9 protein-coding genes and 3 pseudogenes are annotated in these 18724 nt (G+C 68.9%); 5 read left to right on the forward strand and 7 right to left on the reverse strand.

All coding sequences use genetic code 11. From position 1 onward, the window contains the following. Positions 1-446: 446 nt before the first annotated feature. A complete protein-coding gene (locus C8D89_RS28295) occupies positions 447-1046 on the reverse strand; it encodes a M50 family metallopeptidase (protein WP_165825994.1) in 600 nt (199 codons plus the stop codon). Positions 1047-1871: 825 nt separating this feature from the next. Here C8D89_RS28295 and C8D89_RS28300 point away from each other — a divergent pair. Further along, positions 1872-2273 (forward strand): nuclear transport factor 2 family protein, encoded by a 402-nt coding sequence (locus tag C8D89_RS28300; RefSeq protein ID WP_116711489.1) that lies wholly within the window; start codon positions 1872-1874, stop codon positions 2271-2273. A gap of 182 nt (positions 2274-2455) precedes the next feature. Here C8D89_RS28300 and C8D89_RS28305 read toward each other — a convergent pair whose 3' ends face one another. Further along, positions 2456-2836, reverse strand: a complete 381-nt coding sequence (locus C8D89_RS28305; RefSeq protein ID WP_116711490.1) for a histone-like nucleoid-structuring protein Lsr2 — start codon at positions 2834-2836, stop codon at positions 2456-2458. A gap of 209 nt (positions 2837-3045) precedes the next feature. Then, positions 3046-3159: pseudogene (locus C8D89_RS28310) on the reverse strand (Lsr2 family DNA-binding protein); the annotation flags it as partial. A gap of 730 nt (positions 3160-3889) precedes the next feature. Here C8D89_RS28310 and C8D89_RS28905 point away from each other — a divergent pair. Together C8D89_RS28905 and C8D89_RS28315 are read left to right on the forward strand one after the other, a co-directional pair. Continuing rightward, entirely contained in the window at positions 3890-4195 is a 306-nt protein-coding gene (locus tag C8D89_RS28905; RefSeq protein WP_133252106.1) for a hypothetical protein, read from the forward strand. A 253-nt stretch (positions 4196-4448) separates the two neighbouring features. After that, positions 4449-5328: pseudogene (locus C8D89_RS28315) on the forward strand (transposase). Between the two features lie 1555 nt (positions 5329-6883). Here C8D89_RS28315 and C8D89_RS31275 read toward each other — a convergent pair. Next, positions 6884-7087, reverse strand: a pseudogene (locus C8D89_RS31275) (hypothetical protein); the annotation flags it as partial. A 149-nt stretch (positions 7088-7236) separates the two neighbouring features. On the opposite strand from C8D89_RS31275, the gene C8D89_RS31280 reads away from it, so the two are divergent. Beyond that, a complete protein-coding gene (locus tag C8D89_RS31280) occupies positions 7237-7713 on the forward strand; it encodes a DUF732 domain-containing protein (RefSeq protein ID WP_116711492.1) in 477 nt (158 codons plus the stop codon). 517 nt (positions 7714-8230) lie between these two features. Here the strand turns inward: C8D89_RS31280 and C8D89_RS28910 are convergent. The 3 genes from C8D89_RS28910 to C8D89_RS28330 form a co-directional block, all read right to left on the reverse strand. Further along, positions 8231-9115: a hypothetical protein gene (locus C8D89_RS28910; RefSeq protein ID WP_133252107.1), complete on the reverse strand. Its 885-nt coding sequence runs from the start codon at positions 9113-9115 to the stop codon at positions 8231-8233. 226 nt (positions 9116-9341) lie between these two features. Then, entirely contained in the window at positions 9342-9833 is a 492-nt protein-coding gene (locus C8D89_RS28915) for a hypothetical protein (RefSeq protein ID WP_133252108.1), read from the reverse strand. A 164-nt stretch (positions 9834-9997) separates the two neighbouring features. Then, positions 9998-15379, reverse strand: coding sequence for an AAA domain-containing protein (locus C8D89_RS28330; RefSeq protein ID WP_133252109.1), 5382 nt, complete (start codon positions 15377-15379; stop codon positions 9998-10000). Positions 15380-17085: 1706 nt separating this feature from the next. On the opposite strand from C8D89_RS28330, the gene C8D89_RS29975 reads away from it, so the two are divergent. After that, positions 17086-17778, forward strand: coding sequence for a thermonuclease family protein (locus C8D89_RS29975; protein ID WP_207787480.1), 693 nt, complete (start codon positions 17086-17088; stop codon positions 17776-17778). Positions 17779-18724 lie beyond the last annotated feature (946 nt).

Consider the following 18724-nt stretch of genomic DNA (forward strand, 5'->3'; position numbering starts at 1 on the left):
GAACTCCGGCGGGTGAGGTGCGGGCACGAACGACATCCTCCCTGGCGGACCGGGTCCACCTCAGCTGACGTGTCCGGTACCAGGGGCCAACCTCAATAAGCCCAGCTTCGCGGGCTGCACGCCGCAAGGCAACCACCAACGGTGTACAGACCGAGAGAGTCGTGTGGCCCGAAGGGCCTAAGACTGGTCCGCACGGGACTTCAGAGACACCACCGAGCTGACGTGGTGGCCGACCTTTGCGTCCGCGTCCACAATCTCGGCACGATCGACGGTACCGGCTTGCTCGCGACGACGAGCGGGCGGCTGACCCCAGATCGTGCACCGCCTGGCGTGCGCACCCGGGACTCGTCGCGCGAGGGAACTGTGGGCCCGCTTCCCGCGTCGGCCGTGTCCAACGGGCCCACCGAGGCGATCAATATGCTGACCAGAAGATCAAGCGAGCTGGCCTAGCCGATCCCATACCCGGGGCGGAGCAGCAACTGCGCGCCGACGATGAGGGCGACGATCGCCACGACGACCCACAGGAGACGCCACACCACGCCGGGGATCAGGGTCAGTCGCGGAAGGGGTTCGGTGGACCCCTTGGCAGCGGGGATGCTAAAGGTCTGGACGGTCCCGGCGATGAGAAGGAACCACACCACGAAGACCGCAGCGAACGCCTGCTGCTCCGCGCTGCCGTTGAGCAGGACGGCGCCGAGGCCCAGGACCACGAGCAGCGGGATCGTGAAGGCCAGAGCGTTCCGCGCCAAGAGCAGGGCGGGGATCGAAAGGAACGTCACGGCGAGGAGGACGGCCCACGGGTTCCCTGCGGCGATCAGCGCCGCGCCCGCCAGCCCGAGCAGCGGCGGGGCGAGGTACCGGGCGAGCGCCGCGAGCACCAACGGCGCCCACCCGCGGCCGCCGCGTACCTCGTTCCCCACTACGGCAGGGACCTCGTACAGCCAGAAGCCTTCGATCCGCTGAGCAAGGCCGACGAACACGAGCAGCGGCCCGCCCGCCGCGGCGTAGACGTAGAAGTACCGCGCGATGTACGTCGAGAAGGCCACGAACAAGAGCGCGAGGAACCCGGCCCCGAACGCGCTCCCACGATCGAGACGTTATTGACCCCCAGGCCTACCCCCCACACGGGTTGAATCCGAGCACAGCCCGCGCTCGCATCACCGGAACGACGCGCCGTACAAACCCGAGCGGCGACACGGTCCTGAGTGCGGCGCGTGGTGGCGCGCACGCAAGGGGCCGCGACTACTACCCCTCGTCGATGACCCGCCGGACCTCACATCGGTGCGCTGAGGTACCCGCCGTCTGGTCGCCCCCTCAGTGGCCGGTGTTGCCGGGCTGCTGCTTAGCAGCGGAAGGTTCCTGTCCGCTGCTCTGCACGCTGCCTCTGCTGCCGAAGTAGTTGGGTATCAGAACGACACGGGCGTCCGGTGAGGCGTCGCCGGGGCCCTCGCCACCGGTCGCGGTCCCGCCCTGCGGGACGACGGTGGGGGCCGAAGGTTGTCTGACGCCGCATGTCTTGACGAAGTCGACCTCGGACGGGCGCCCGTTCCGCTCGCACACGTAGAGCTGGACCGGGGCCGGCGATCCCCGCGGACCTACCCCTCGACATGGGGGTGAAGATGGACGACGGCGGCGGCCCGGCGCGACGGCGGGGGGCGGGTATGCGGGCGACGTAGACCAGCTGTGCGGGGACGGGAGCCCGATCCTCGTCACCCGGCGCGCGGAAGCGCCGGTCTCGTGGCCGCAGCACGCATGCCCTCGGCCTGCGGGAGGTCGACGAGCGCGCCCACTGCAGCGAGTCCAGCTTCGCAGGTCCAATACGTAGTTTGCCGTACTGACCGCGTCGGGGGACGCGGTGGACGCTGGCCGCTATGACGACCACACAAAGCACGAACGTTGCCACCGTCCGGGGCGCCTACAGCGCCTTCAACAGCGGCGACATCCCGACCGTCCTCGCGGTGATGCAGCCCGACATCGAGTGGATCGAGGGGGCCGGGCCTTATCAGGGCCGCTACGTCGGACCCCAGGCAATCGTGGACAACGTGTTCGCTCCGGTTCCCGAGGACTGGAGCGAGTTCACGGTGACCCCTGACGAATTCCTCGAGGCCGGAGATGTGATCGTCGTGCTCGGATGGTTCGCTGGGACCGCCCGAAGAAGCGGCGCGTCGTTCCGGTCCCGGTTCGCCCACGTGATCCGCATGCGTGACGGGCTGGAGGCGTCGTTCGAGGACATCTCCGACGCCCACGTTGTCCACGTCGCGCTCGGCCGTTGACTAAGGGGTGGTCGGAAACGCGAGTGTCTCCCGCGCGGCCGATGAGCCGCAGAACTCGGCGCTCGGCGGCGGCCCCCCGAGCCGCCTGAACTCGGCGAACGTTCATGGTCAACGCACTAGCCTGATCAGAAGCCTGTCCGCCCGTTCGAGCGTGACGTCGGTCGATTAGCCATCGAGGGGGGTCAGTGGCTGCGGTGGTAGGCGTCGGCGACCTCGCGAGCGATGCGACCCCGATCGCTGACGGTCATGCCCTGCTTGCGGGCCCATTCCCGGATCGCCTGGTTCTGCTCCCGGTCCACCGACGCGCGCGCACCTGCGCCGTTGCGACGGTCGCCACCCGTCGCCGAGCGGCCTCCCGACGAGCTGCCGGTGCTGGCGCGGCGGCGCCCGCCGGTGCGGCGGGCGTGCTCGACGTAGTCCCGCAGGGCGTCGCGCAGGGTGGCCGCATGCTGCGCGGACAGGTCGATCTCGTAGGTCACGCCGTCGAGCCCGAACTCGACGGTCTCATCGGCGGGGCTCTGGTCGAGGTCGTCGAGGAGGGTGACCACAGTCCGTTGTGCCACGGGTTCGCGCCTTTCGCTACGGGTGCTGCCGGGAAAGCCCCCTCGTCGCGTAGCTGGTGACGCCAATCCCGAAGAAGGCGATGATACCCACGGGCTTGACGATCTCGCTTGGCATTCCGCCCGACCGTGGCTTCGAGCACCCTCCGCCGATGTCGTTGCGCGCGAAGCGTTACGGTCGGCTACGCCGAGCTGGACCGGAATCGCTATGATCACCGCTCGGTGTCGTGGGCCTCGCGGGGGATGCGGCCCCGATCGCTGACGGTCATGCCCTGCTTCCGAGCCCACTCCCGAATTGCCTGGTTCTGCTCCCGGTCCACCGACGCGCGGCTGCTCGTGCCGTTGCTGCGGTCACCATCCGGGGGTCAACGGACGCCGCGACAGCTCCATAGGCTGGCGCGCTTGCTTCGGCCTGGAGCGAGTTCTCGGCGGAGTTCCACGGAGCGACCACCAGCACGATCACCTACCGGGACGCCGCGATCACCGGTGGGCACGCCCGCCCCGGCTGACCACCCGCGACCACCGCTGCCCCTGCGACCCACGACCCTCCGACCGGCTCGTGGACCCGGCGCCCCGCCCGAGAGCGGTCACGCTGTCGTACCCACCAGCCACCGTCGGCGTCATCACCGGCCATCGAGCCGCGCAACGATCACTAATGCCAAGATCACGAAAAAGATCCCGGGCTAAACACTTGCCCCATTCGCACCACTGCATCCGGCCGGGTCTTACGCCTATGGACGGCTGCGTCTCACACTAAGCCCATTGGCCTACATCGCAGGTCGTCCGCCATCCATAGCGTGAATATTCCCATGGCCTACTTGTCGGAGCTGCCCCCCGGACTCATAGTGGACGAGAATTGGCGGAGGACCCGCCTCTCAAGCGGAGCGACAACCTCCAGGGAGATGCGGGCTCGGTGTGGGGGGAAATATGTCCTTCTTGCGAAACCCAAACTTCGAAACGGGGGATGCCCCATGGAAGAAGATCAACGCGGCAGGCGCTGTGAGTTGGGGGACTGCGGCTGACCCCAGAGCTCTCTCGGGCTCGAGAGTCGGGGCGATGAGCACGACTCTTCAGGCAGGTTCTGTGGGTCAGGACGTCAGCGGCGTCAATGCGCCGAGCGTGTCGTGCTTTGCCTTCGTACGATCGACTAGCCCTCAGCCGATACAGGGACGGCTTGGCATCTGGAATCTAGGTACGAATGCGTCGTCCGCCACGAATTTCACGGCAAGTGACGAGAATTCGTGGGAACTTGTTGTGAACACGCTCGATCTTGGGGGCGCGCAGTCAACGACTATCCGCGTCGAGCTCTATGTGATCACGGTCAATGCGACGCTGCTTCTCGACTGTGTGAACGCCTATTGAGGCCGCCCGACCCTAATGGGGCCGCACCTGGTGGGCCGGTGATTGGCTGGGTGTCCGAGCCGCCGGCGAGGTGAGCACTGCTGGACCCAGGTCTGTGAGATGTACGCTTAGATCGTGCCCCTCGTCGGTCGGTGAGGAGTTCGTAGGGCTGGTGGGATGTCGTGCCCGGCGCTGCCGCTGCGAGCACTGATCCATGAGGTCGCACCCGTTCTCCTCCAAGGCTCGCCCATCGGTCGAGGAGACGGAGAGGCTGGTGCTGTTCGTCGGAGATGACTGGGCTGAGGACCATCACGACGTCGAGATCGTCGACGAAACCGGCCGGCGTCTGGGGCGACGCCGGTTCGAGGAGGGCGCGGCCGGCCTGGCGGGTCTGCACGCGCTGATCGCTGATCACCTCGACCCCGAGGCCGGGGCCGACCAGGTGCTGGTGGGGATCGAGACTGACCGCGGGCCGTGGGTGCAGGCTCTGCTCGCCGCCGGGTATGTGGTCTATGCGGTGAACCCGCTGCAGGCCTCGCGGTATTGGGAACGCCACGGGGTGTCCGGGGCCGATCGTCGAGACACTGCGCGCCGAGCAGCTCGAGGCCCACCCCGGTGTGGTCGAGGCCTACGCCGCATCGGTGCGGGCGCTGGTCGCGGTGATCGGTGAGCTCGCCCGCCAGTGCGAGGTGCTGCAAGGCGAGGTGGAGGCGGGTTTTGGCCGGCACCCGGACGCTGAGATCTACCTGTCCCAGCCCGGGCTGGGCCACGTGCTCGGCGCCCGGGTGCTCGCCGAGTTCGGGGACGACCCGCAGCGCTACGCCGACGCTCGGGCCCGCAAGAACTACTCCGGGATGGCGCCGGTGACCCGCGCCTCGGGCAAGACCCGGGTCGTGCTGGCCCGCCACGCCCGCAATCGGCGTCTCGCCGACGCGCTCTACCAGCAGGCCTTCGCCGCGCTGACCCGCTCACCCGGCGCGCGGGCCTACTACGACGCCCACCGCGCCCGCGGCAACACCCACCACCAAGCCCTCCGAGCCCTCGGCAACCGGCTCGTCGGCATCCTTCACGGCTGCCTGCGCCACCAACGTCGCTACGACGAGACCACGGCCTGGCCACCTGCCGCCGACACCACCGCGGCGACCGCAGCTTGACCTCCTCGGACCGTGGGATGTCTAAGCGGGGCGCGGAACACGCTGCGCTGGCGAGGCGGCTCGCCGCGAGCTGGACCTGATCTTGTGGCAGCAGGCGCGGCGCGAGGTCGAGCGCTGCTCCAGGCGCTGCTCCAGGTCGACCCAGACTCCGAACCGGTCAACGAGTACGACGACGAGCAAACCGCCCGCCGCATGCGGGCCGGTTCGGGCCTCGGCAAGTATGGGGCCCCGCTAAAGATGGTGACCGCGAGCAGGAGTAGGCAGCTTTACGGCTACTCTCGCGCCACTACGTCGCAGGGCCAGGTACGTGCGCACCAGTCGGACCATGCCCGCCACCGTGCCCCACCCGGGGGTAGGTATAGGAACGCCGCCTCGACCGGTGACCAAGAGGGGACCCGGTGGAGGACGAGCCCAAGGGCGGTGGCACTCTGTGGGCTTCGGGCCGTGCCAGCAGTGGTGGCCGCAGCAAGGCCGCGTCCACCGGGGGAGGGCAAGGTAATGGGTGGGATCGGCCTGACAATTGTCGCCCTTGGCATGCTCTTGGCCTTTTGGGCGGCGCTGTCCGAGCAAGGCGGGCTGCGCGTGCTTCGCCGTAGTTCTCATCGTGGGCGGCTTCGCGCTTGTGCTTGCGGGCTAGCCCCGCAGCCGCGCCCTGCTACTCGCGGTCGACCCGACCCGGCGCCAGCTCGGGGTGAACAGCTCGCGGCAGCTTGATCGACCAGCCCATCCCACTTCGCCGGACCGACCTCCTCGCCGCGGTGGGTGCGAATCTTCGCGTTTCGGGCGTTGCGCAGCACGTGGCGGACGGAGTCCGGCCGCCAGGAGGAGCGGGCCAGGCGCTGAGGCCTCCGCGAGCGAGAAGACCCATCATCAACCCCCACGAGTACGCAGTGTGGTCTATCGAGGGTGCTGCTCGAGGAACTGTTCGACGAGCGCGTCCAGGCGGCGCTCGGTCTGCTCCTGGTCGTCGCCCATCGTCTCGTCGTTCCAAGTGGTGTCGGTGGCGAGCACGCGCGGCTGCGCAGAGCCCCGTCCTAAGCCTCCGCTGGCGGAGATTGCGGCTCGCGCTGCCATCGCGGCGCGGGTGCTTCATACGCCAGCGGAGGCCGCCCGAACCTGAGATTGGCCCACAGAAGGTCGCGGCGGGTCACCTCGTCCACCGGCAGACCCAGGAGCTCCGCAGCCACCTCGCGCCGCGCCTGCCGCCACAAAATCACGTCCAACTCGTGGCGAGCGTTCTCTCGGGCGCACATCACGTTCGTGCGGGCTTGCATGGTCCGCCGATCGGCGGCGGCGCGGACCTGGGGCGCGGCCCCGCCATGTACGCGGCACACTTTGCCGCCAACAATCGCGTATGATCGACACGGCAGCCCGTTGCTGCGCCGGGCGGTGCAGCGGCGGGCTTGGCGCACTCGAGCCATGCGCTAAGTATAGATCCAAAGTGCCCATTCCATGGGTCAACCAGCGCGGGACAGTTCCATGGGTCGGGGTCGCGGCTGCGCAGAGCCCCGTCGATGACGGCACCACCACCCGTGGGAGCGCTCCCGGGCATTTGGTGGAAGGTGACCATCTGCGCGACGAGCGCCCGCACGAGTCCCCGGCGCGTCGCGGCGTCGGCCCCGGTGACGGCGACCGAGGCGAAGGCGCGCAGCGACACCGCGGTGGGCAGGTCCGGCACGATCGAGTGGGTGCGCACGAAGCGGCGCAGCGCCACCGCCGACTCTTGGGGCGGCCGAGTTATCCATTCGGAGGTACTTCTCCGTCTGCGCCCCTGCCATGCGCGCCATTGTTGGTCCCTGTGAGTGGACACGTTGGCCAGGTGCAACCCGTACGGTGGCTAGTAGTGCTTACGTCTTGGAGCCAGGCTAGACGGGGCTAGATCGGTGCGCCGATGGGGGGTGCCGCACCATGCGTCTCGTTAGCCGGGGTGCCGCGACCACGACGGGCTTGGCGGTCACGGGCGCGGCCCTGCTTGTCGGCTGCGCTTTCCCCGTCAGCACGCCGCCGCCGTCACCTCCAAACGTTGTTGTCGTTCCCGCACCCGCTCAGCCGCCGGCATCGGCGCAGACTCAATACGTCCCGTACCCGCACTACACGGTGACTTACGCGCCCCCGCCCACCTACTACCCGCCCTCTTACTACTCCGCGGATGCAGATTTCCTGTCACGCCTTGAGGCGCGAGACATCGTCACCCCGAGCGAAGGCACACGGATCGCCGGTGGCCGGCAAGTCTGTTCCAACATCAGCGCCGGGTCAAGCATCACTCCCGAGGCAAACAAGCTCATGGACGAGCCCTACGACTACAGCGCGGCACTCGCGGGGTACTTCGCCGGTGAAGCAATAAAGGTGTACTGCCCGCAGTACGCCTATCAGCTTAGTGGATAGAATACTCTCGGCAACTTTGCTCGCGTGTAATGAGCCCACGTCCTCGCCCTGCTGCCCGAGCGGCCGTCGAGGCGGGCCCCCGGTTCGGGGTGTAGCGAGCATTCTCCCGGGCACAGATCACATTCGTCCGGGCCTGCTGGACCCGCCGGTCGGCGTCGGCCCGGACCTGAGGCGCGGGCCCGCCATGTACCCGGCACACCTTCCCGCCGACAATCGCGTATCATCGACACGGCGACCCGTGCTGCGTCGGGCGGTGCAACGGCGGGCTTGGCGCACTCGAGCCATGCGCTTAGTATAGATCCAAAGTGCCGATTCCATGGCTCAACTAGCGCGGGACACTTCCATGGGTCGGACCAGTCCTCTGTCGGTGCTTCGGTCCTTCGTGGCGGGCGTTCTCCCGGGCGCAGATCACGTTCGTGCGCCGCCGTGCAACACGACCTCGCCAGCCGGAGCTGTACTCGACGGCACAGCGACGCGATCGACAGCCCAATCACGGGGCGACGTCCTCCCTTGCGGACTACAGGTAGCCCGTAGAAGGTGACTGTTCCGCCTTCTCGGCGGGCTGAGGTGGTGATGGCGGTTGCGGTGGCTCGCCAGCCTGCTGCTTCTTCCTTCTCCGTCTAACGGAAGCCCACACGGCTCCGATACCGCCCAGGATAACGGGCACGGTAATGCCGGTCGCTGTCCATGCTGGTGAGCCGAGCAGGTTGATTACGGTGTATCCCCAATCGCGTTCAACCCGGATGGGCCGATGCACGTAGCGTATGGCGTCCACCTCGTCACTTCCGACGTAAGACCTCACCGTCAGGGTTAGCGTCCTCATGCCAGGCTTCGTAGCCCGGACGTCCCAAACCCACTCGGGAACATCGCCGCGAAGAGATGGACGTGCGCTGTCCTCCCCACCTAGAAGCGTGGTCTCGAATCCATCTCCTGAAAGTTGCGCTCGGAGGGTCATCCCAATCTTGATCGGCTGCTCCTGCGGCGCGGGCTGGCTGGAGGGGAAGGCGTTCAGCGCGGCGAGCCGCTCCTCAATTCCAGACGCACGGACCTCGATCCGTTGTGTTTGGCCCTGCCGCACAGGATCCGGCGCGTTGTAGATGACCGTCCCCTCGCGCAATGCTGCTCGCCGAGCCTCTGCCTGCTCAAGCTGAGCGCGCACCTCGTCTGCCGCTTGCGGCGGTGGCGCTGGCGCTGGCACTGCTGCCGGTGCCACGGCGTCGACGTCGTGGTCGTATTGGGGTGGACCTTGGGCGCCGACCGGCGCTAGTACCTGACCAGGTGGCGGTGCAGGGCGGGCGTTGCCCAATACGACGACGACCACGCTGATGACCATCAGGACGGCGATCACCGCAGCTAGGGTGACAATGCGTGCACGGTTGCTGACTCTGTGCTTTTCTGCCATGTCCTCACCACCTGCGAAGGCGCTCAGTGTGGACTCTTCGTGGCGAAGAGCTGAATAGGAAGGAGGGGACGCCGCTCAGGTGGACTAGCGGAGGATGCCTCGCCTCCCGCACACCGCGTCCGTCAGGCGATCAAGCGGCACGCAGCGAATCGGTCTCCGGTCAGTTGACAAGCACCGGTTCGGCTGGGCGCCACGTCTCTATCAGCCGGTACCGCTCGTGCCGGGGTCACGTGGCGATGATCACCAACACCAAGATCATGGGAGGTCGAGGCGAGGTTGGTTCCGCGTTGAGTAAGGTGAGCTTCCCTTTCCGTAGTGCCCGCGGGGAGCGGCTTTCGTCTTCCAGGAGCTCGTGTCGAACGCAGCCCGGTGAAAGCCCCGGCTTAGCAGCGCGGCGGGGGGGGGGGGAGCCATCGAGGAAGGACAGGCCGATGTCGGAGACGAAATTCCTCGGATGCGGTTCCAGCAGCTCGTACCAGGTGTCGTCGGCGACCGTCACCGCACAACGGACCTGTACGTTCGTTCCGTGTTGTAGCAGGGCGACCTGGGGTCGACGTGTCGACGCCTCGGGCCGCACGCGCAGCACGTCGACTGTCACCCTGGCCGGATAGCTCGCGATACCGGCGATCGCTTCGCCTCGAAAGAGCCGACCGGTTACGACGGCCGGAGCGAAGATCAGGCTCTGGCGCGGCGTGCGGTTCAAAACAGTCGAGGACATCGCCCGTGAGCGCGAGCAGGAACGTGGCCTTCATGCCGTTTCGGGTGACTCGTGAGGTGGCTCGGCGACCAGGGGGACGGAAGGGACGACACCCACCCATGTCGCTGCGTAACCCGCGCGCGCCCAGCCGCAGAACAACCGAGCTCCACCGTCGTAACGCATCGTCAGCGGTGGGGGGCGTCCCTTCCGTCCCCCTCAGCGCCTTCGGATGTCATTCCTGCCGGAGCCAAAGGTGCTCGGCGACCGCTGGGGCCGGCCGTTACGCGTACCCCTGCTGGGGGCTCGGCAAGCCCGCCACAATCATCATCGGCGGCAGCATGGCGGGCGAGCGATGCCTCTCCGTTCGGTCTACCTCGCACGAGGTGGCTCTCGGCATTCGTGTGGTTGATTGAACGGGCCGCCTTGAGGCGCGCGGTCACGTTGGGGGTCAAGCGCTTGAGCCCGTAGCGGTTGAGGACTTCGCGAAAGAGCTGTTGTTCGTCCTCGAGGCCGTCCTGCTGCACGCGATAGATGAGGTGGGCTAGTTCCCGGGGTGGGATGTCGTCAAAGGAGCGCGGACCGAGCTCGCGGGGGATCGCGACGGGCTGGCTCGGTAGCCGGAGCGTCCGCTGCTGAGCTGACTCGTCGAGGGGATTGTCTTGCACGAGTTGGCCTCGGCGCACGGCACTCTTCACGACAGTTGCGAGATCCTTGGCGATTTGTGGCCCGACACGTCGGCCGCCGGCGGCTCGAACGTAGACGGCGAAGGCTCGATCGGTGAGGACCGGGCCCTCGACCTCGACGATACGCAGTAGGCCGTCGGTCAGCTCGGCTCGAGTGGCTGCGGCGGGTGGGGTGGCGTGGCCGGTGAACGCTTTGTAGGGCGCTAATCCGTTCTCCGCCGGGTCGAAGTCGATGGTGGTGGGCTCGTGCGCGACCGCGCTGGAGGGCTCCTGTGAGGTCTTCTCACGAAGTGGCTCGGGTCCTGGCGCTGGTGCGTCCGTCGGAGGGTTGTTCGGCTGTGCGCCGCTGTGCTCCGGCTCCGGTGCCACCGGGCTGTCGTGCCCCGCTGTTGGTGGTGCGTTGCCGGCGACCGGGACGACGTCGTCAATTTGAGCGGCGCTGTCGGGCTGTTGCGTTGACGGGTGGATGTTGAGCTCGGCGAGGCTGTCCCACAGATCGCTCAGCGCGTGTGCTGGGTCGACGTAGAATGCGGACTCGCGAATGCGGAAGAAGTGCCAGCCGCATCGTTCGAGTTCGCGTTGGCGGGCCATGTCACGCTGGTAGGCCTCGGGGCCGTGCCAGGTGTCGCCGTCGCACTCGATGGCTAGTCGGGCGGCGCCGCCGACGACCACGAGGTCGAGGCGGTAGCCCAGCGCGGGGTATTGGGGGATGACGGTGTAGCCGCGGTCGACCAGCTTGTTGAACACGCGCTGTTCGAACAGGGAGTCGAACGGCGTCACGCGTTCGTCGTCGGGCACGGCGCCGGCGGGGACGCCATCGACAGGGTTGGTGCTGCGGTGCTGGATGCCGTGGCAGTAGTCCAGCAGGTGGAAGCGCATGTCCTCGGTGTTGGTGAGGTCGTTGAGGCTCACCGAGTGGAAGACCCACATTTGGTCTCTGGCGCGGGAGGCGGCGACGTTGTAGCGCTGGACGTAGCTCTCGCGGGTCAGTGCGGTGAGCCGGCGGCCAGGCTCGGGGGCGGCCACCATGGATAGGAACATGACGTCGCGTTCCGAGCCTTGGAAGTCTGCGGCGTCCCCGACGCGCAGGTCGCGCTGGGCCCAGGTGTCGCCTGGGATCCGGTCGAGGAGCGTTTTCTCGATGGCCTTGGCTTGCGCGGAGCCGAGCAGGGAGATTGCCCCGATGGTGAGTCCGTCGTAGCGGGAGTCAGCCAGGCAGGCTTCGATCTGCTCGACGACGGCGTCGACCTCGACCGGGTTGATCTTGTTGGTCGTGCCGCGGGTGTAGCCGTCGGGTAGGAAGACGGTCTTGATGGGGTCGAGTCGGTCGGCGCCGTATTGGCGGACTGAGACCAGGCGGATGTTGTTGGGTTCGTAGGCGATGCGGTTGGAGAAACCAATGATTTCCGGAACGCAGCGGCGGTGCTCGGTGAGGGTGAGTGTTCCGCCGTAGCGCATCTTGGCTTCGTCGAACAGGCTGCGTTGGGGGTCTTGCCAGGTGGCCCGGTAGGGGTCGTCGTAGAGGTATTGGTCGGCCAGGTGGCGAAGTTGCTGCTGGTCGACGCCCACCGCCGACGGTGAGACCTGCTTGTCGTCCCCGATCACGAGGATGCGCGGGGCGAGGTATTGCAGGAACGTGGCCTCCAGGCCGGCTTGGGAGGCCTCGTCGACGATGACGACGTCGAACATGTCGCGGCTGATCCGTAGCTGGTCGGCGACCCGGTAGAGCGGGAGGATCCAGACCGGCACCGCGGCGCGACACCGGTCCATCGCCTCGCGGATTTCCGCGCGTCGCTGCGCCTGGTAGGTACCGGTGCCTTTGCCGAGGCGCCGCACGAGGTAGGCGTATTGCTGGAGGCTGGCTCGGGCGCCGCGGGAAAGTCGCTGCGGATGCACCGCGTGGCTCCACGCCCGGGTCGCGGCGAGCTCTTCGACCTGGGCACGGATGTCGGTCTCGATGTCCGACACCCGCGCCTGCAGCGCGTTGACGTCCTGCCGCTCCTGGTTGGTGAGCCAGCCGCGGGCGGTGGCCCAGCGCCAGGCGCTTGAGAATCGCGAGAGCCGCTCCGGCCAGGCAGGGTCGTTGAGGCTGCCGGTGATCGCTGCGTGCAGGGTGGGTGCGTGTTCGCGGAGGCGCTGATCGAGGCCGTCGCGGCGGCCCACCTGGTGGCGGACGTCGTGGAGGCGCTGCAGCCGTCGGTAGGCGGCGGCGTACCCGACGCGGTCCCGAGCCTCGACGGCTTGGCGGCCCGCGGTGACACAGGCCGGTGCCTGGTCGGGCTGCTCGGCGAGGTAAGTGTCGAACTGGCGCTCGAGCTCCTCGAGGGGCCGTGAGGTGGTGGCGAGGGTGTCAGCCGCGGTGACCGCGTCCACCAGGTGCACGTAGGTGCGGGGCAGGCTCGGGTCGCGCCAGTCGGGGCGGGGCAGCCCGCGCTCGAGGTGCTGGCGCTCCTCCTGACGATAGGCGTGGCCAAGATTCAGGATCCGTGCCAGCAGGTGGCGCTCGTTCTGGTGCCACTGCAGCTGCTCATGCAGGGTGTCCTCCGGCGGGATGTCGGTGCCGGCGGGCCACGCGCGGTCCAGGGCGGCCAGCGTGCGGGTGGCGCGCACCCAGGCCAGGAACGCCTCGAGCTGCTCGGGGCGCGTCGGCGCTAAACCGTCGACCCGAGCCCGCTCGAACAGGACCGCCGCCTGCTTGACCGGTCGCGGCGCGAAGGCACCCGATCGAGGGTCGCCCGCAGGCCCTAGCTTGATCCGGCCCCCGCCAGCGAGGTGGGCCTGCAACGCCTCGGCCAGCGGGACCAGCGCGTCCACGTCCCCGTCGGTGACCCGCACGTCGGTGATCGATCCGAGCGCAGCCACCGGGGGCTCCGCGGCCGCGATGAGATCGTTGAGCTGCTGGAAGCGGGCGTGCCAAGGTCCGCCGCGGCCGTGGCGCACGTCGTTCAGTGCCGCCGCCGTCCAAGGCTCCCCGCGGTGGTCCAGCGCGTCGGCTTCGCTGGCCAACCACGCCATCCGCGACCGCAGGGCCTGCCGCTCGCCGGGAGCCAGGCGACCCAGCCCTGCCCAGGCCGGGTGCGCCCGTAGCGGCGCGAACTGGTCGACCTGAGTAGCGGCGGAGGCTTCGGCGTCCACCATGGTCGCGAACTGGCCCGGTTCGGGCAGCGACTCCGGCACGGGGAATCGGCCGGTCGCTTCGGGTTCGTCCATGGCCACGTCGGGGTCGGTGCGCAGTCGGTGCCACGCCACCGCGTCGGCGTCGGTCAGGGCCGGGTCACCGGTGACGGTGTCGACGTGCTCGGCGAGCCATCCGAACACGTCCTCTTCGGTGGCGAGCTGCTGGGCGATCCCGGCGAGGGTGCCCTGGTAGCCGGCGATCTCGTGGAGGTGGACCTCGCGCTCCCGCAGGGCTATCAGTTCGCGGTAGGCGCGGGCGCGCTGTCGCCGTAGGTCGTCAATCGCGCCCAAGGTCCGCCTGACGGCCTCGTCGACCGCGTGCGGGTCGGTGTACTGGTCCTCGGCGGCCTGTTCGGCGAGCCGCTCGACGGCCACCCGCAGCTGCGCCATGTCCTCACCGGCGGTGCCGACCACCGACACCGCCAACGGCTGAATGTCTGGGGGCAGCTTGCTGCGGATCTCCCGCAGCGCCCGGTCGGTGTGCGCGGTGACCAGCACCCGCAGCCCCTGGGCCAGCAGGTGCGAGATCAGCGCCGCCGCCGTATGCGTCTTACCGGTGCCGGGCGGGCCCTGCACCAGGGTCTGCGCATGAGTGTCGACCTGGCGCAGGATTCGCCGCTGCGTCTCGTTGACCGGCATCGGCAAGAACAGCTCGTCGTCGACGGTGACCACCGCGCCACCCTCGTTCGCCGGGCCGGCCGCGATGTCGGGCGGCGGGGGCTGGTGATCGGGGTCGACCAGCGGGCGCAGCCCGTCCGGGACCTGCCCGTCCACGCTCATCTGATCGACGATCGTCGAGAAGATGTCCACCAGCCCCTGCTGGGACCGGTCCCGCAGAATCAGCGCCGGCGCATAGCTCACGACCGGCCGCGGGCCGGGCACCGCCGGCTCGTCCAGGTCCTGGTAGTCCGCCTCGGACGAGAGCGCGTACACCAACCGCCGCGCGAGCCCGCCGACCACGTCGCGGTCCAGGACATGCTCGGTCGCGTGGCGAGCCTCCTCGCGCAGCGCGGGCACGGCCTGCGGGTGAGCGATCAACGACGGGTCGAGCATGTCGAGCTCAATGCTGATCGCGTCGCCCGCACCGGCGGGCTCCACCACCAGCGCCCCCGACGACCCGTCCAGGGTGATCTGCAGCGGAGATGTCAGGACGTGCCGCTGCACCGGAGCCTGGCCGTCGCCACGCCAGCACAGGCATCCACGGGCCAGGAGCAGTTCCTTCTGCTCGGGGTGACCGGTGGCCGCCAGATAGATCGCGAACAGCCGGGTGTAGAGCTCGCGGGCTTCTCGATCACGGCTCTCCCGGGCCGCCCACTCCCGCCAGTCATCAAGCCAGCGCTCGAACTCGGCAACCACCTGGGCCGGAGGCGCGTCCGCCTCGCCCGCCCGGCCGTCGGGGTGGTCGCCCGCCGATTCCCTCCGCAGCCGTGGCTCGTCGGCGGGGTCATCGAACCCGCCCTCGACGAACGCCGCGACCGACCCCGGCGCCGCCGGTGGCACCCGGTGCTTGACGCGGTCGACCCGCAACACCGGTCCCTCGCCGGCCGCGTCACCCAGCGCCGTGCTGACCGCCGGGTGCGCTGGCAGCTCATGCCACCACACCACGTCCCCGGAACGCCGGTACGTCTCAACGGAAGCCACCGCGCGGCTCTTAAGTCGTTGGGCCTGCTTGAGGAACTCAAAGAGCCGGATGGCCCGGTCCTTCATGGCCGCTTCGGGATCTACGGGCCTTCCACTCGCAACCACCGTCTCAGCCCCCGCACCGGTCGCCACCAGGTCCCCCACCGTGTTCCCAAGTCCGAGGAGCATCGCCATCGCCCGGCTGGTGTTACAGCTCGCGGACGGAGCGCCTACGCCGGAGCGGTTCTGCCTCGATGGCCGCCACAGGAGCAGGAGCACGTGGGTGCTGCGGGGGGATGGTGACTGGATTTCGCGCTCCCATCGCGGTGCGGGGGCATCGTCCGCCAGCGGCGGCTTGCCGAACCTGTGGTTGGACCGCAGAAGGCGGGGCCTGGGCCCCACGCCGCTATCGCGGCGCCGGAGCTTCGTGCGCCAGTTGGGGCGACGAGCAGACAGCCACCTCGGCCCCGCTCGACGCCACCGGCGAGCTGACCGTCGGCGGGTTCGTGGAACACGTCGGAACCCGGGCATCTCCTTGGTCTGGATGGGGCAGATAGCGATGACCAGCCTCGACATCAGGCTGCTCGAGGTTGACGTGGATCACCACGGTTCTTGGCCCGCGTCGGGGTGGTCGGCGTGCACGAAGTCCGGCGATCCGAAGCTCAGGTACCGCTTGCGGGCGAAGATCTCGGCGTCAGGCGCGAGCGATTGCGCGGAGGGCGGGGTCAGGCGCGCGGTTCCCGCGGCGTCGCTTGGTCTGGATGGGGCAGATAGCGATGACCAGCCTCGACATCAGGCTGCTCGAGGTTGACGTGGATCACCACGGTTCTTGGCCCGCGTCGGGGTGGTCGGCGTGCACGAAGTCCGGCGATCCGAAGCTCAGGTACCGCTTGCGGGCGAAGATCTCGGCGTCAGGCGCGAGCGATTGCGCGGAGGGCGGGGTCAGGCGCGCGGTTCCCGCGGCGTCGCGTACGCGAGCGTTGGTGGCAGTGATCGTCTTCCCGAGCAACAGCGATTCTGCACGATCGGCTGTCCCGTCGCACAGCTCTTCGGCTGGTCTACGACGGCGAGGAGGCGGCTATGAGAATCCCAAGGAAGATCGCGACGAGAAACCACGTGACGCCGACGCTCTCCTTCTCGCTGCCGCCACCCGGACCACCGACACGACGGCGGAAGGGCTCCACGATCGCCACCCCCACGATGAACAACACCGCCAGTGTTCCCAACGCCAAAGCTGCCCCCTGTGCAAGCGTGACCCCCCGGTGATCCGCAACTGCGGATCTTTATAAGGCCGGGATGTTACGGGGTCCGTCTCGGAGATTCACAGAGGGCGCTTGAGCGAGACGGGCGGGCCAGAAGGGTCCGTGCTGATGACACGCGGACGGCGCCACCGCCCGGCGGCGCGGCGACGGTGGCCCTGGCGGCACGCCCTCATCGCCGTTATCCCGCATGGAGCAGTCCGGGCGGCCGTCGCTCGCAACCGGGCCGCCACCGTCCGTGGCGTAACACCGTCAGTTCGCCCCGCGAGACACCCGCCGGGACGTTCTGCTCCTGGTGCCGGGCTTAGCCCGGGACTTGCTGCGGGTCGGCGTGATGGCCACGACCCGGCGGCACGGCTACCGGTGCGGATGAGGCGTGCGGCGAGAGGGGCAGCGGTGAGGCGGGCGCACAAGGTGTGGATCGGGATCGCCGCGTCGGTGTTCGTGCTCGTCGCGATCGGCGACCTCGCGGGCGGCTCCGAATCACCTACGCCCCCGAGGGAGGCAGCATCTACGGCCCCGAGCGAGACGTCGGTGGCCGCTGCACAGAGCCCGGTGTACTCCCCCGCGCCCACCCCGGCGCCCCCGATCGGGGAGCAGGTCACCATCCGCAGCGTCCACGACGGCGACACCTTCACCACCACCGGTGGCGTGAAGGTCCGCGTGCTCGGCATCGACTCCTGCGAGATGAGCACCGACGCCGGCCCCGCCGCCCAAGACTACGCCCGCAGCCTCATGCCCGTCGGCTCCACCGTCACCCTCACCCGCGAGCCCGGCGTCGATACCGACCAGAACGACCGCGCGCTGCGCTACGTGGCGCTCGCCGGCGAAGGCGGCGACCTCGGGTCGCGGATGGTCGACCAACGGCATACCGGGGTCTACGAGGGCGACAACGACGCCTCCGATGCCTACGTCGCCGAGCTGCGCCGCCTCGACCTGGACGGCCGGGGCTGCAACGGCTCCGGGGCCGGCTCGGCGACCGCGGGCGATGTGGACTGCAGCGACTTCGACACCCAGCAGGACGCCCAGGACCACCTCGACGCCGACCCGAGCGACCCCGCCAGGCTCGACGTAGACGACGACGGGGTGGCCTGCGAGTCCCTCCCCGCCGGGAGCACCGGCAGCAGCACCGGCGACGTCCCCGACGTCGACGTGGACCGCCCCCACGTGAACCTTCCCGATGGCGCCCTGACCGGCGGCTACTGCGCCCGCAAATGGTGGTGCTGACCGTCAGGTCCCTTGCCGCCCCGGCTAAGCCTCCGCTGGCGGGGACTGTGGCTCGCGACGCCATCGCAGCGCGGGGGCTTCGTGGGCCAGCGGCGGACGACCGAACCGGAGGTTGGCCCAGAGGAGATCGCCGCGGGTGATCTGGTTGACCGGCACGCCGAGTAGCTGCGCGGCCACTTCCCGGCGCGCCTGCTGCCACAAGATCAGGTCCAGCTCATGGCGAGCGTTCTCCCGGGCGCACATCACGTTCGTGCGGGCCTGCAGAACTCGGCGCTCGGCGGCGGCCCGAACCTGGCGGGCCGCACCGCCATGCACTCGGCACACGTTCCCGCCAACAATGGCATAACATCGACACGGCGACCTGTTGCTGCGCCGAGCGGTGCAACGACGGGCTTGGCGCACTCTGGCCATGCGTCAAGAGTAGATCCAAAGTGCCGATTCCATGGGTCAACCAGCGCGGGACAGTTCCACGGGTCGGACCCAGATGTGGGGATCACGCCGGGCGATGGGGTCCCCGGCTACGAGCTCCGGCTGGAGGGACACCTCGACAACCATTGGCACGACTGGCATTCCGGCCTGACCATGCAAAAGAACTCGTCGCTCGGCGGCGGCCCGAACCTGGCGGGCAGCCCCGCCATGCAAGTTCGTCTTCGGAGTTTGTATCATGTTTTGATGGCGAATCGGGGTCCGTCCGCGGTCGGCTGCGGTGTCGGCCCCGCGGGCAGCGACGCGGGCGCGGATCGTGTTGGCCGCCGCGTCAGGGCGCCTCGAACGCTGAGATAGCTCGTCGCACGGGGCCTCGGCGGTGTCGGTGGGCAAGTGGCGCCGTCGGTTTGCCGCCGGCGGCTGGCCGGGCTGGACGACGAGGCCCGGATCGGACGTCCCAAGGCGGAGCTGGTGCTCACCGACGCCGAGCGCGAGCAGCTGACCCGGTGGGCGCGGCGGG

Source organism: Actinomycetospora cinnamomea (assembly GCF_003096675.1).
Taxonomy (GTDB): Bacteria; Actinomycetota; Actinomycetes; order Mycobacteriales; family Pseudonocardiaceae; genus Actinomycetospora; species Actinomycetospora cinnamomea.